The sequence below is a fragment of the Pseudomonas sp. Irchel 3E13 genome (assembly GCF_900187455.1).
Taxonomy (GTDB): domain Bacteria; phylum Pseudomonadota; class Gammaproteobacteria; order Pseudomonadales; family Pseudomonadaceae; genus Aquipseudomonas.
On the sequence record NZ_FYDX01000006.1, the window covers coordinates 302,003 to 315,670 of the forward strand.

The window sequence follows — 13,668 nt, forward strand, 5'->3', positions numbered from 1 at the left end:
CCCTCGGGGTCAGCCGGTTAACATCGGGCACGATCCTGCATTGCAGGTCGTGCCCTTTGTCTTTTTCAACACCCAGATTTCCAGGTGGCCATGAACGAGATAACCGCCCCAGAGCAATATGATCTGCAAACCTCCGCCCTGAAGGTTCCGCCGCATTCCATCGAGGCCGAACAGGCCGTGCTCGGTGGCCTGATGCTGGACAACAACTCCTGGGAGCGAGTGCTCGATCAAGTCTCCGATGGCGACTTCTACCGCCATGACCACCGCCTGATCTTCCGGGCGATCCACAAGCTGGTCGACCAGAACGTCCCCTTCGACGTCGTGACGCTGCACGAGCAGCTCGACAAAGAGGGCCTCAGCTCGCAAATCGGCGGCCTGGGCTATCTCGGCGAGCTAGCGAAGAACACCCCGTCGGTGGCCAACATCAAGGCCTACGCGCAGATCATTCGCGAGCGCTCGACGCTGCGCCAACTGATCAGCATCAGCAACGACATCGCCGACAGCGCCTTCAACCCGCAAGGGCGCAACGCCGCAGAAATCCTCGATGAAGCCGAGCGGCAGATCTTCCAGATCGCCGAGGCGCGGCCCAAGACCGGTGGCCCGGTGGGGGTCAACGACCTGTTGACCAAGGCCATCGACCGCATCGACACGCTGTTCAACTCCGACAGTGATATCACCGGCCTGTCCACCGGCTACACCGACCTGGACGAGAAGACCAGCGGCCTGCAGCCGGCCGACTTAATCATCGTCGCCGGTCGTCCATCGATGGGTAAGACCACCTTCGCCATGAACCTGGTGGAAAACGCCGTGTTGCGTAGCGACAAGGCGGTGCTGGTGTACTCGCTGGAGATGCCAGGCGAATCGCTGATCATGCGGATGCTTTCGTCCCTCGGCCGCATCGACCAGACCAAGGTGCGCTCCGGCCAACTGGACGACGACGACTGGCCGCGGTTGACCTCGGCGGTCAACCTGCTCAACGACCGCAAGCTGTTCATCGACGACACCGCCGGCATCAGTCCGTCGGAGATGCGCGCGCGAACTCGTCGCCTGGTCCGTGAGCACGGCGAGGTCGGCATGATCATGATCGACTACCTGCAGTTGATGCAGATCCCGGGCTCCAGTGGCGACAACCGGACCAACGAGATTTCCGAAATCTCCCGCTCGCTCAAGGCCCTGGCCAAGGAATTCAACTGCCCGGTCATTGCCCTGTCGCAGCTCAACCGCTCCCTGGAGCAACGCCCGAACAAACGCCCGGTGAACTCCGACTTGCGGGAATCCGGAGCGATCGAGCAGGACGCCGACGTGATCATGTTCGTCTACCGGGACGAGGTCTATCACCCGGAAACCGAGCACAAGGGCATTGCCGAGATCATCATCGGCAAGCAGCGGAACGGCCCGATCGGCTTTATCCGCCTCGCGTTCATTGGTAAGTACACCCGCTTCGAGAACCTTGCGCCAGGCAGCTACAACTTCGACGACGACGAATAAAATCGTCCCCTGATCAATTCCGACCTGCAGCGTCGGAATTGGTCACTTTTTGTGCTATATTCCGCGCCCGCGATTTTTCCTGCATCCAAAAAAACCGGTCACTGACATGCAAGCAGCCAAACCACTCTTCGACTATCCCAAGTACTGGGCCGAATGCTTCGGACCAGCGCCATTCCTGCCAATGAGCAGGGAGGAGATGGATCAGCTCGGCTGGGACTCCTGCGACATCATCATCGTGACCGGCGATGCCTACGTCGACCATCCGTCGTTCGGCATGGCGATCATCGGCCGGCTGCTGGAGGCCCAGGGCTTCCGCGTCGGGATCATCGCCCAGCCGAACTGGCAGTCGAAAGACGACTTCATGAAGCTCGGCGAGCCGAACCTGTTCTTCGGCGTCGCCGCCGGCAACATGGACTCGATGATCAACCGCTACACCGCCGACAAGAAAATTCGTTCGGACGACGCTTACACCCCGGGCGGCATGGCCGGCAAGCGTCCTGACCGCGCCAGCCTGGTTTACAGCCAGCGCTGCAAGGAAGCCTACAAGAACGTGCCGATCGTTCTGGGTGGCATCGAGGCGTCGCTGCGCCGCATCGCTCACTACGACTACTGGCAGGACAAGGTTCGTCATTCGATCCTGATCGACGCCAGCGCCGACATCCTGCTGTACGGCAACGCCGAGCGGGCGATCGTCGAAGTGGCCCAGCGCCTGTCGTTTGGCGAGTCGATCGAGACCATCACTGACGTGCGCGGCACTGCGTTCATTCGTCGTGACACGCCGAAAGGCTGGTACGAGTTCGACTCGACCCGCATTGACCGTCCGGGCAAGGTCGACAAGATCATCAACCCGTACGTCAACACCCAGGACACCCAGGCCTGCGCCATCGAGCAGGAGAAGGGCGAGGTCGAAGATCCGAACGAAGCGAAGGTGGTCCAGTTGCTGGACAGCCCGCGGATGACCCGGGACAAGACCGTGATCCGTCTGCCGTCTTTCGAAAAAGTGCGCAACGACGCCGTCCTTTATGCCCACGCCAACCGCGTGTTGCACCTGGAAACCAACCCCGGCAACGCCCGGGCGATGGTGCAGAAGCATGGTGAAGTGGACGTCTGGTTCAACCCGCCGCCCATTCCGATGACCACCGAAGAAATGGACTACGTCTTCGGCATGCCTTACGCGCGGGTCCCGCACCCGGCCTACGGCAAAGAGCGCATTCCCGCGTACGAAATGATCCGTTTCTCGGTGAACATCATGCGTGGCTGCTTCGGCGGCTGCACCTTCTGCTCGATCACCGAGCACGAAGGCCGGATCATCCAGAACCGCTCCCATGAATCGATCATCCGCGAGATCGAAGAGATTCGTGACAAGGTGCCGGGCTTTACCGGCGTCATCTCCGACCTCGGCGGGCCGACCGCGAACATGTATCGCATCGCCTGCAAGAGCACCGAAATCGAGACTCACTGCCGCAAGCCGTCCTGCGTGTTCCCGGGCATCTGCCCGAACCTGAACACCGACCACTCGGCGCTGATCAAGCTCTACCGCAGCGCCCGTGCCTTGCCGGGCGTGAAGAAGATCCTGATCGCCTCGGGCCTGCGCTACGACCTGGCGGTGGAATCTCCGGAGTACGTGCGCGAGCTGGTGACGCACCACGTCGGCGGTTACCTGAAGATCGCCCCGGAGCACACCGAGGAAGGTCCGCTGAACCAGATGATGAAGCCTGGTATCGGCAGCTACGACCGCTTCAAGCGCATGTTCGAGAAGTTCTCGAAAGAGGCGGGCAAGGAGCAGTACCTGATCCCGTACTTCATCGCCGCGCACCCGGGCACCACCGACGAAGACATGATGAACCTGGCCCTGTGGCTCAAGGGCAACGGCTTCCGCGCTGACCAGGTGCAGGCGTTCTACCCGTCGCCGATGGCCTCGGCCACCGCCATGTACCACTCGGGCAAGAACCCGCTGCGCAAGGTCACGTACAAGAGCGAAGGCGTGACCATCGTCAAGAGCGATGAGCAGCGCCGCCTGCACAAGGCGTTCCTGCGCTATCACGATCCGAAGGGCTGGCCGATGCTGCGCGAGGCGCTGGAGCGCATGGGCCGCGCCGATCTGATCGGCTCGGGCAAGAACCAGTTGATCCCGGCCCACCAGCCGGCGACCGACAGCTACCAGAGCGCCCGACGCAAGAACTCCACCCCGGCGGGCAGCCACAAGGTGGGCAAGGAACAGAAGATCCTGACCCAGCACACCGGCCTGCCACCGCGTGCCAGCGACGGCGGCAAACCGTGGGACAAGCGCGAGGAGGCCAAAGCTGCCGCCTTCGCCCGCAACCAGGAAGCCGCCAAGGCGCGCAAAGACGCCGCCAAAGGCAAAGGCCCGCGCAAGCCTCGCCAGCCGGCTGTGCCGCGCTGATGTCCATGGTGGGGCCTGTCGATGACATGCCCCGCCATGAGGCGTTGCAAGGCACTGGTTCAGTGCATTGTCTTTCATAAGGCCGGCGCCTGGTGCGCCGGCCTTTGTTCATGTTCAATGAATGCTCGGCGCAAGCCCCGGTGGCATAACTCTTGCCGCGTTTCTGTGCAAAAACACTTGGCGCACGACGCCGAGACACCCTGCCCGTAAATGAGCACTGCCATGGCTGACCTGCCGGATCGTTCTTCGCCGAGCGCCGCGACCTATCACGAGATGCTTGCCGCCGATGGCGCGGTGCGTCCGCACTGGCAGGCGCTGTACGCCCATGTGCAGCGCAGCAGCCCGGCGCAACTGGCCCAGCGCCAGGCGCTGCTGAACCGGCAACTGCGGGAAAACGGTGTCACCTACAACATCTACGCTGACCCCGACGGCGCCGACCGGCCGTGGGAGCTGGACCTGTTGCCGCAGGTCATTCCCGCCGCCGAGTGGCAGGCGATTGGCCAGGGCGTGGCGCAGCGTGCTCGCCTGCTCAACGCGGTGCTGGCGGATATCTATGGCCCGCAACAGCTGATTGGCGAAGGCCTGCTGCCCGCCGAGCTGGTGCATGGGCACAATAATTTTCTCTGGCCGTGCCAGGGCATTTCGGTGCCGGAGCAGACCTTCCTGCATGTCTATGCTGCGGATCTGGCGCGTGGCCCCGATGGCCGTTGGTGGGTCACGGCGGATCGCACTCAAGCGCCGTCCGGTGCCGGCTATGCGCTGGAAAATCGCACTGTGGTGTCGCGCGCCTTTCCCGAGCTGTACCGCGACCTTCATGTGCAGCACCTGGCCGGCTTTTTCCGCACGCTGCAGCAGAGCCTGGCGCGACTGGCGCCCAGCGAGCGGGAAACGCCGCTGGTGGTGCTGCTGACGCCGGGGCGCTTCAACGAAAGCTATTTCGAACACCTTTACCTGGCCCGCCAGCTTGGCTATCCGCTGGTGGAAGGCAGCGACCTGACCGTGCGCGACGGTACGGTCTTCCTCAAGACGCTGAGCGGCCTGCGGCGGGTCCACGCGATCATGCGCCGGCTCGATGACGACTTCTGCGACCCACTGGAACTGCGCACCGACTCGGCCCTGGGTGTGCCGGGCCTGCTGGACGCGGTACGCCAGGGGCGGGTGCTGGTGGCGAATGCCTTGGGCAGCGGGGTGCTGGAGTCGCCCGGTTTGCTTGGCTTCCTGCCGGCCATCAGTCAGCGCCTGTTCGGCGAAGAACTGAGCCTGCCGTCCATCGCCACCTGGTGGTGCGGCGAGCCGGCGGCGCTGGAGCAGGCGGTGGAAAAACTGCCAGAACTGCTGTTCAAGCCGGCGTTTCCTTCGCAGAGCTTCCAGCCGCTGCTGGGGCGAGATCTGGATGACGCCCAGCGTCAGGCCCTGGTCGGGCGCCTGCGGGCGCGTCCTTACGCTTACGTCGCCCAGGAACTGGCGCAACTTTCCCAGGCGCCGGTGTGGCAGGCCGATCACTTGCAGGCGCGCCCGGTGGGCATGCGCGTCTATGCCGTGGCCAGTGCCGATGGCTACCGGGTGCTGCCGGGCGGATTGACCCGGGTGGCGGCGCAGGCGGATGCCGAGGTGGTCTCGATGCAGCGCGGCGGGGCGAGCAAGGACACCTGGGTGCTCGGCGAGGTCGCCGCTCAAGGCGAGCAATGGCAGGCCAGTCGCAGCCTCGGCGTGGCCGACCTGATCCGCCAGGACCCGTATCTGCCCTCGCGGGTGGTGGAGAACCTGTTCTGGTTCGGCCGCTACTGCGAACGTTGTGATGCCAGCGCGCGGCTGCTGCGAATTCTCCTGAGCGGTTATCTTGACGGCGACTCGCCGCAAGCGCTGGATGCCGCCGTGACCCTGGCCGAGGAGCTTTCGCTGTTGCCCGCCGAGGGCACGCTGGACGCGCGTTTGCGCACGGCATTGCTCGACCCGGCGTGGGGTTTCAGCCTGCGGGCCAACCTTCAGCGTCTGCAATGGGCGGCAGGGCAGGTGCGCGGCAAGCTTTCGCGGGAGAACTGGCAGGCGCTGGTGGAGCTGCAACGGGAAGCCCAAAGCCTCGATGATCTGTCAGCGGATTTCGCCGAGCTGCTGGACTTCCTCAACCGCCTGATTCTCGCGCTGGCGGCGCTGTCCGGTTTCGCCCTGGATGACATGACCCGCGACGAAGGCTGGCGCTTCCTGATGACGGGGCGGCGCATCGAGCGCGTCTACGCCTTGAGCAGCAGCCTGGCGAGCTTCCTGCGCGGGCCGGGAGACGCCGATCAGGTGGGGCTGGAGTGGCTGCTGGAACTGGCCAACAGCAGCATCACTTATCGCTCGCGTTACCTGGCGGTGGCGCAGCGGGTGCCGGTGCTGGACTTGCTCCTGCTGGACGAGCAGAACCCCCATGCGGTGCTGTTCCAGCTCAAGGCGCTGCTGCGCTCGCTGGGGCGTCTGCAAGAGTCCTTTGGCACCCCGCCGGAAGCGGATCTGGCGCAGCTTGCTGTCCGCCTGCAGCGTTTCGACCTGCACAGCCTGGAAAACCCGTTGTTCGGCGAAACCAGCGTGCGCGCGGTGCTCGACGGTCTGGCGGCGCTGCTCACGGAAATCGCCGAGGCCAGCGAGGCGGTATCGGACCGCCTGGCCCTGCGTCACTTCGCCCATGTCGATATCAGCCAGCAGACGGTGTCCGCCTGATGAGCGTTCGTTACCAGATTCTTCACGACACCCATTACCGCTACGCCAGCCCGGTGTCGCTGGCCCAGCAACTGGTGCACCTGTGGCCGCGGGATTGCCCGTGGCAGCGCTGCGAAGCGCGGCAACTGGACGTGACGCCCACGCCGACGCGACGGCGTGATGCGCTGGATGTGTTCGGCAACCCGTTGACCCGGTTGGCCCTGGAATACCAGCACGATGAGCTGCGGGTCAGCACCCGGGTGCGTGTCGAGGTGCTGCCCCGGCCTGCGCCCTGCCTGACGGATTCACCGCCTTGGGAACTTGCGCGCAACGCCCTTGGCTATTCGCGACAGGCGCTGTCGGCGGAGGTCCTGGATGCCTGCCGTTACCGTTTCGAGTCGCCGTATGTCCGCCTGAAAAAGCGTTTCGTGGAGTTCTCCGAGCCGTGCTTCGGTGCCGGCGTGCCGCTGCTGGTGGCGGTGCGGGCGCTGATGGAAAAGATCTTTCGCGAATTCACCTTCGATGCCGGTGCGACCCAGGTCGCCACACCCTTGGTGGAGGTGCTGGCGCGCCGTCGCGGCGTCTGCCAGGACTTCGCCCACCTGATGCTCGCCTGCCTGCGCTCTCGCGGCCTGCCGGCGCGCTATGTCAGCGGCTACCTGCTGACACGGCCGCCGCCCGGGCAGGCCCGGCTGATCGGCGCCGATGCCTCGCATGCCTGGGTCTCGGTGTTCTGCCCGCGGCAGGGTTGGGTGGATTTCGATCCCACCAACAACCTGCTGCCGGCGCTGGAACACATCACCCTCGGTTGGGGCCGGGACTTTTCCGATGTGTCGCCGCTGCGCGGGGTGATCCTCGGTGGTGGCAACCACGACCCGGACGTACGGGTGACGGTGCTGCCACTGGAGGACGAGCCGGCTCAGGCGGGCGGCTGATCGACCCACTTCGGCGCGACCACCGGCTTCCAGGCGTCCAGTGCGTCGAGCAGGGCGTCGGGCTCGGGATTGAGCTGCAGCATCGAGCGGTGTTGCGGGCGGACGAAACCTTCCTCGACCACATGATCGAGGAAGCCGCTGAGTTTCTCGTAGAAGCCGTTGACCTCCAGCAGCCCCAGTGGCTTGCCGTGGTAGCCGAGCTGGCCCCAGGTCCAGACTTCGAACAGTTCTTCCAGGGTGCCGAGGCCACCGGGCAGGGCGATGAAGGCATCGCTCAGTTCGGCCATGCGCGCCTTGCGGGCGTGCATGCCGTCCACGACTTCAAGGCGGGTGAGGCCGGTGTGGGCGATTTCGGCGCGTTGCAGGCTGACCGGGATGATGCCGATCACCTCACCGCCGGCCGCCATGGCCGCGTCGGCGACGATGCCCATCAGGCCCACGGCGCCACCGCCGTAGACCAGGGTCAGACCGCGACGGGCGATGGCCTCGCCGAGCGCCACCGCGGCTTCGCGGTAGGCCGGATTGGCGCCGGTGCTGGCGCCGCAGAATACACAGACGGAACGTAGAGACATGGTTTTCTCCGGGTCGAAAATCGCCACAGAGTAAGGGCCATGGGCAGGTCTTCCAAGCGTTGTGTTATTCCGGGCGGGAGAACTCGTACACGTTGCCGGCGTTGGCGCAGGCGTAGGCGGCGAGCATGCTTTGCATGAAAGTGCTGATGGACATGTAGGACTACTCCTAATTGAGAGGTTGTCGCATCGTCCGTCATACGGGCATGATGGGCACGTTGATTGTCTTGATGGACACCATAGAAGAATTTCACCGCCCGGATATGGTCCCACGTTTGACCCATATCAGCAGCGCAGAGCGCTGGATAGGGCAGTCTGATTTCGATAAAAAACCTGCCATGGAGATTCACAATGTTTGCCAAGTTCGTTGCCGTGTCCCTGCTGACCGTTGCCAGTGCCCAGGTAATGGCCGCTGATTGCAAGGTCACCGTCGACTCCACCGACCAGATGTCTTTCAACACCAAGGAAATCGCCATCGACAAGAGCTGCAAGCAGTTCACCGTCGAACTGACCCACTCCGGCAACCTGCCGAAGAACGTCATGGGCCACAACCTGGTGATCAGCAAAGCCGCTGACATGCAGCCAATCGCTACCGACGGCCTGAGCGCCGGTATCGACAAGGATTACCTGAAAGAGGGTGATACCCGCGTGATCGCGCACACCAAAGTGATCGGCGCTGGCGAGAAAGACGCCGTTACCTTCGACGTTTCGAAGCTGGCCGCTGGCGAAAGCTACGGCTTCTTCTGCTCCTTCCCGGGCCACATCTCGATGATGAAAGGCACCATCGTTCTGAAGTAAAAGTCCCTTTCGCGAGCAAGCTCGCTCCTACGGGTTCGGCACATGCCGGGCTGTGTAGGAGCGAGCTTGCTCGCGATGCCTCAAGGCGCGAACGGCATTTCTCGCTTGTGATGCGTCTTTTCATACGTCCGCTTGATGATCCCGAACGCTTCCTCGCTCACCGGCTCGCCGTGCAGGAAGGCGTCGATCTGCGCGTAGGTCACGCCGTGTGACGCTTCGTCCGGCTTGCCCGGCGCGAGGTCTTCCAGGTCGGCGGTCGGCACTTTCTCTACCAGTGACTCCGGCGCGCCAAAGCTGCGTGCGATCGAACGCACCTGGTTTTTCACCAGCCCGCTCAGCGGTGCCAGGTCGCAGGCGCCATCACCGAACTTGGTGAAGAACCCCATCACTGCTTCCGCCGCATGGTCAGTGCCGATCACCAGGCCCGCGCGGGCACCGGCGATGGTGTACTGGGCCACCATGCGCATGCGCGCCTTGGTGTTGCCGACCACGAAATCCACCAGGCTCGGCTGGCCGCCTTCCAGCGCCTTGACCTCGGTGGCGAGGGCGCGCACCGCCGGGGCGATGTTCACCGTGTGCAGTTCGTCCGGCTGGATGAAGTCGATGCAGGCCTGGGCATCGTGTTCGTCGTGCTGCACGTGGTACGGCAGGCGCACGGCGATGAAACGGTAGTGCTCGTCACCGCTCTGCTGGCGCAGGTCGTTGATCGCGCGCTGGGCCAGCAGCGCCGCGGTCAGCGAATCGACGCCGCCGCTGATGCCCAGCACCAGGGTCTTGAGCCCGGCGTTTTTCAGGCATTGCTGGATGAAGTCGACGCGCCGGGCCACTTCGGCCTCGAGCGCGGCCTCGTCGGCGAACGGCGGCTGGACCTTGAGCTGCTGCGCGATCTCTCGCTGGACGGCTTGCATGGGTTACTCCTCGCTGGGAACTTTGAAAACGTGACGCAGGTAGGAAACGAAGTTGGGGTCGCGACACTGGGTCTTGGCGGCCTCATCGGAAATCTTGGCCACGGGCTGGCCATTACAGTCCGTCATTTTAAGCACGATGCTCATCGGCGCCACTCCGGGGATGTCGCAGGTGAGGTTGGTGCCGATGCCGAAGCTGACATTGATCCGCCCGCGCAGGGCCCGGAAGATTTCCAGCGAACGGGTCAGGTTCAAGCCGTCGGAAAACACCAGGGTCTTGGTCATCGGGTCGATGCCGAGCTTGCGGTAGTGCTCGATGGCTTTTTCCGCCCAGGCCACCGGTTCGCCCGAGTCATGCCGCAGGCCATCGAAAAGCTTGGCGAAGTACAGGTCGAAGTCCTGCAGGAAGGCATCCATGGTGATGCAGTCGGTCAGGGCGATGCCCAGCAGGCCGCGGTACTCGCGCACCCAGCAGTCGAGGGCGGCAATCTGGCTGTCGATCAGCCGCGGGCCGAGTTGCTGGTGGGCCATAATCCATTCGTGGGCCATGGTGCCCAGTGGCTTGATATCCAGTTTCCATGCCAGGTGCACGTTACTGGTGCCGACGAAGCGCGCGGGGAAGTCGGCCTTGAGCACCTTCACCACTTCTTCCTGAACGCCGTAGGAGAAGCGCCGGCGGGTGCCGAAATCGGCGACTTGCAACTCGGACAGTTCCTCGGCGCTGGCGTTGGCGCGCAGCCAGTCGAACTTGCGGTGCAGTTGTTCGCGGGCCTGTTCCAGGCGCACCTGTGGATAACGGTTGCGGTTGCGCACCTCGCTGATGATCGCCAGCAGCGGGACTTCGAAGAGGATCACGTGCAGCCACGGGCCGCGCAGGCGGAGGAAAAGCTGGTCGTTCTCGATGCCCAGTTTGAGGTAGCGCAGGTTGAAGCGGAACAGGCCGAGGAAGCGCAGGAAGTCCGGCTTCATGAAGCTGATCTGCTCAAGGAAGGCCAGTTGCTCGGTGCTGATGCACATCTCGCTCAGGCGCTCGATCTGTTCACCGATCTGCCCCAGCCAGGGGCGCAGGTCCTCACCATTGCGGCAGCGGAACTCCCACTCGACGTCGACGTTGGGGTAGTTGTGCAGCACCGCCTGCATCATCGTCAGCTTGTAGAAATCGGTGTCCAGCAGGCTCTGCACGATGCGATCGGCGAAGGCGCTTTCGCTCATATAAGGCTCCAGTCCAGGCGTGTGCCATCAGAGCTGCTCATTGTGCCAGTCTTTGCCGTTGGGCGAAGCCGGCGTCTGCCGGGTCATTCGGTAGCAGCCTACCTTTAGCGGCGATTTCTCCAACCCAGACTAGCCTCTTATGGTGCTTGCTGTAGCAGTCGCGCACCACGGATGTGCACTTCCGTTACGCATGCTGTTACAGGACGGTTGCACGTAAACACGCGCGAGGGTTGCAATGATGGCATTGAGTGGTTGCGCCTATTTATGGCCTAGGGTGTAACTTTCTGTGTTGCAGAGGGTTGCACGACCCATAAAGAAAGCCCGCGACCGCTTGCCGGTGAACCTGAGCACGAGTTTCTTTCGAATAAAAAACCGATGGCACGGCGCTTGCTCTGAGCAAGACGCAGATACAAGTTGCTGAAAGTTGTAGTGCCAACCCAAAAAAACATCAGGAGCACCAACACATGTCGCAGACGTTTTACAAGAAAGGCTTTCTTGCCTTGGCCGTGGCAACGGCGCTGGGCATTTCTTCGTATGTACAGGCCGATGTGAAGATCGGCGTCGCGGGCCCCATGACGGGTGCCAACGCAGCGTTTGGCGAGCAATACATGAAAGGTGCCCAGGCGGCGGCCGACAAGATCAACGCCGAGGGCGGGATCAACGGCGAGAAGATCGTCCTGGTCAAAGGCGATGACGCCTGCGAGCCCAAGCAGGCCGTAGCCGTGGCCAACCGTCTGGTCGACCAGGACAAGGTCGCCGGCGTAGTGGGTCACTTCTGCTCCTCCAACACCATCCCTGCTTCCGAGGTCTACGACGAAGCCGGCGTGATCGCCATCACCCCGGGCTCCACCAACCCGCAGGTCACCGAACGCGGCCTGAGCGCCATGTTCCGCATGTGCGGCCGTGACGACCAGCAAGGCATCGTCGCCGGCGACTACATCATCGACGTGCTCAAGGGCAAGAAAGTCGTGGTGCTGCACGACAAGGACACCTACGGTCAGGGCCTGGCAGACGCGACCAAGGCACAACTGGAAAAACGCGGCGTGAAGCCGGTGCTGTACGAAGGCCTTACCCGTGGCGAGAAAGACTTCAGCGCCGTGGTCACCAAGATTCGCGGCGCGGGCGCTGATGTCGTCTACTTCGGCGGCCTGCACCCGGAAGCCGGTCCACTGGTTCGCCAACTGCGTGAAGCCGGCCTGAAAGATGTGAAGTTCATGTCCGACGACGGCATCGTTACCGACGAACTGGTGTCCACCGCAGGCGGTGCGCAGTTCGTCGACGGCGTGTACATGACCTTCGGCGCTGACCCGCGCCTGCTGCCAGACAGCAAGGCCGTGGTGGAAGAGTTCCGCAAGGGCGGCACCGAGCCTGAAGGCTACACCCTGTACGCCTACGCTTCGGTCCAGGCGCTGGCTGCCGCGTTCAACGGCTCCAAGTCGAACAAAGGCGAGGACGCCGCCAAGTGGCTCAAGGCCAACCCGGTGAAAACCGTCATGGGCGAGAAGAAGTGGGACAGCAAGGGCGACCTGACCGTCTCCGACTATGTGGTCTACCAGTGGGACGCCAGCGGCAAATACCACCAGCTCGAAAAACAAAAATAACAACGGCACTCGGCCCGGGACGTTCGTGTCCCGGGCCGTTGCCCGGTTGCCGTACCTGTCTTTTCTCGTAGATCTGCACAACCCTGCGCTGCGAGGGTCCCTTCATCCGGGGCCCGCCGTAGTCGGCGCTTGTGCAATCTCAAATACGTGAGATTGCGTTATGGATGGAATTTTCCTGCAGCAACTGATCAATGGACTGACCCTCGGGTCTGTCTATGGTCTGATCGCCATCGGCTACACAATGGTCTATGGCATCATCGGCATGATCAACTTCGCGCACGGCGAGGTGTATATGATTTCCGCTTACCTGGCGGCAATCAGCCTGGCATTGCTGGCCTATTTCGGCGTCGAATCCTTTCCGCTGCTGATGTTGGGAACCTTGTTGTTCACGGTTGTCGTCACTGGCGTCTATGGCTTCACCATCGAACGCATCGCCTACAAACCCCTGCGTAACTCCACCCGCCTGGCACCGCTGATCAGTGCCATCGGTATCTCCCTGATCCTGCAGAACTATGCCCAGATCAGCCAGGGCGCCCGCCAGCAAGGCGTGCCGACCCTGCTCGAAGGCGCCTGGCGCGTCGACATCGGTACCGGCTTCGTCCAACTGACCTACACCAAGATCTTCATCCTGATCGCTGCGTTCGCCGGCATGGGCCTGCTCACCTATGTGATCAAGTACACCAAGCTCGGCCGCATGTGCCGCGCAACCCAGCAAGACCGCAAGATGGCCTCGATCCTGGGGATCAACACCGACCGGGTGATTTCCTATGTGTTCATCATCGGTGCGGTGATGGCCGCCCTGGCCGGCGTGCTGATCACCATGAACTACGGCACTTTCGACTTCTATGCCGGCTTCATCATCGGCATCAAGGCGTTCACCGCTGCGGTGCTCGGCGGGATTGGCTCGCTGCCTGGCGCGATGCTCGGCGGGATCATCCTCGGTATTTCCGAGTCGCTGTTCGCCGGCCTGATCAACTCCGACTACAAGGACGTGTTCAGCTTCTCGCTGCTGGTACTGATCCTCATCTTCCGTCCGCAAGGCCTGTTGGGTCGCCCGCTCGTGGCTAAGGTGTGAAC

At 63.1% G+C, this 13,668-nt stretch carries 10 protein-coding genes; 7 read left to right on the forward strand and 3 right to left on the reverse strand.

Features of this window, described 5'->3' with window-relative positions; genetic code table 11:
* Positions 1-90: 90 nt before the first annotated feature.
* The 4 genes from dnaB to CKW37_RS12460 all read left to right on the forward strand — a co-directional run bounded on the left by dnaB (position 91) and on the right by CKW37_RS12460 (position 7,506).
* Entirely contained in the window at positions 91-1,488 is a 1,398-nt protein-coding gene (gene dnaB, locus CKW37_RS12445) for a replicative DNA helicase (RefSeq protein ID WP_095155976.1), read from the forward strand.
* Between the two features lie 106 nt (positions 1,489-1,594).
* A complete protein-coding gene (locus tag CKW37_RS12450; RefSeq protein ID WP_095155977.1) occupies positions 1,595-3,892 on the forward strand; it encodes a YgiQ family radical SAM protein in 2,298 nt (765 codons plus the stop codon).
* Positions 3,893-4,114: 222 nt separating this feature from the next.
* Positions 4,115-6,592 (forward strand): circularly permuted type 2 ATP-grasp protein, encoded by a 2,478-nt coding sequence (locus CKW37_RS12455; protein ID WP_095155978.1) that lies wholly within the window; start codon positions 4,115-4,117, stop codon positions 6,590-6,592.
* Positions 6,592-7,506: a transglutaminase family protein gene (locus tag CKW37_RS12460; RefSeq protein ID WP_095155979.1), complete on the forward strand. Its 915-nt coding sequence runs from the start codon at positions 6,592-6,594 to the stop codon at positions 7,504-7,506. The genes CKW37_RS12455 and CKW37_RS12460 overlap by 1 nt, the downstream gene beginning before the upstream one ends.
* Here the strand turns inward: CKW37_RS12460 and CKW37_RS12465 are convergent.
* Positions 7,491-8,078, reverse strand: a complete 588-nt coding sequence (locus CKW37_RS12465; protein ID WP_095155980.1) for a TIGR00730 family Rossman fold protein — start codon at positions 8,076-8,078, stop codon at positions 7,491-7,493. The two genes, CKW37_RS12460 and CKW37_RS12465, sit on opposite strands and share 16 nt — an antisense overlap.
* Positions 8,079-8,426: 348 nt before the next feature.
* On the opposite strand from CKW37_RS12465, the gene azu reads away from it, so the two are divergent.
* Entirely contained in the window at positions 8,427-8,873 is a 447-nt protein-coding gene (gene azu, locus CKW37_RS12470) for an azurin (protein ID WP_095155981.1), read from the forward strand.
* Between the two features lie 80 nt (positions 8,874-8,953).
* Here the strand turns inward: azu and nadE are convergent, their stop codons facing one another.
* Together nadE and pncB are read right to left on the reverse strand one after the other, a co-directional pair.
* On the reverse strand, positions 8,954-9,781 hold the full coding sequence (gene nadE, locus CKW37_RS12475; protein ID WP_095155982.1) for an ammonia-dependent NAD(+) synthetase: 828 nt from the start codon (positions 9,779-9,781) through the stop codon (positions 8,954-8,956).
* A gap of 3 nt (positions 9,782-9,784) precedes the next feature.
* Positions 9,785-10,990 carry a nicotinate phosphoribosyltransferase gene (gene pncB / locus CKW37_RS12480; protein WP_095155983.1) on the reverse strand — a complete coding sequence of 402 codons (1,206 nt, stop codon included), beginning with the start codon at positions 10,988-10,990 and terminating at the stop codon, positions 9,785-9,787.
* Positions 10,991-11,454: 464 nt separating this feature from the next.
* On the opposite strand from pncB, the gene CKW37_RS12485 reads away from it, so the two are divergent.
* Both CKW37_RS12485 and CKW37_RS12490 read left to right on the forward strand, forming a co-directional pair.
* The gene (locus tag CKW37_RS12485) at positions 11,455-12,591 is read left to right on the forward strand and encodes a branched-chain amino acid ABC transporter substrate-binding protein (RefSeq protein ID WP_095155984.1); all 1,137 of its coding nucleotides are present in this window, start codon (positions 11,455-11,457) and stop codon (positions 12,589-12,591) included.
* A gap of 160 nt (positions 12,592-12,751) precedes the next feature.
* Entirely contained in the window at positions 12,752-13,666 is a 915-nt protein-coding gene (locus tag CKW37_RS12490) for a branched-chain amino acid ABC transporter permease LivH (RefSeq protein ID WP_095155985.1), read from the forward strand.
* Positions 13,667-13,668 lie beyond the last annotated feature (2 nt).

Coding starts and splice junctions, on each gene's coding strand:
- dnaB (WP_095155976.1), top strand. CDS start 91: ATGAACGAGATAACCGCCCCAGAGCAATATGATCTGCAAACCTCCGCC.
- CKW37_RS12450 (WP_095155977.1), top strand. CDS start 1,595: ATGCAAGCAGCCAAACCACTCTTCGACTATCCCAAGTACTGGGCCGAA.
- CKW37_RS12455 (WP_095155978.1), top strand. CDS start 4,115: ATGGCTGACCTGCCGGATCGTTCTTCGCCGAGCGCCGCGACCTATCAC.
- CKW37_RS12460 (WP_095155979.1), top strand. CDS start 6,592: ATGAGCGTTCGTTACCAGATTCTTCACGACACCCATTACCGCTACGCC.
- CKW37_RS12465 (WP_095155980.1), bottom strand. CDS start 8,078: ATGTCTCTACGTTCCGTCTGTGTATTCTGCGGCGCCAGCACCGGCGCC.
- azu (WP_095155981.1), top strand. CDS start 8,427: ATGTTTGCCAAGTTCGTTGCCGTGTCCCTGCTGACCGTTGCCAGTGCC.
- nadE (WP_095155982.1), bottom strand. CDS start 9,781: ATGCAAGCCGTCCAGCGAGAGATCGCGCAGCAGCTCAAGGTCCAGCCG.
- pncB (WP_095155983.1), bottom strand. CDS start 10,990: ATGAGCGAAAGCGCCTTCGCCGATCGCATCGTGCAGAGCCTGCTGGAC.
- CKW37_RS12485 (WP_095155984.1), top strand. CDS start 11,455: ATGTCGCAGACGTTTTACAAGAAAGGCTTTCTTGCCTTGGCCGTGGCA.
- CKW37_RS12490 (WP_095155985.1), top strand. CDS start 12,752: ATGGATGGAATTTTCCTGCAGCAACTGATCAATGGACTGACCCTCGGG.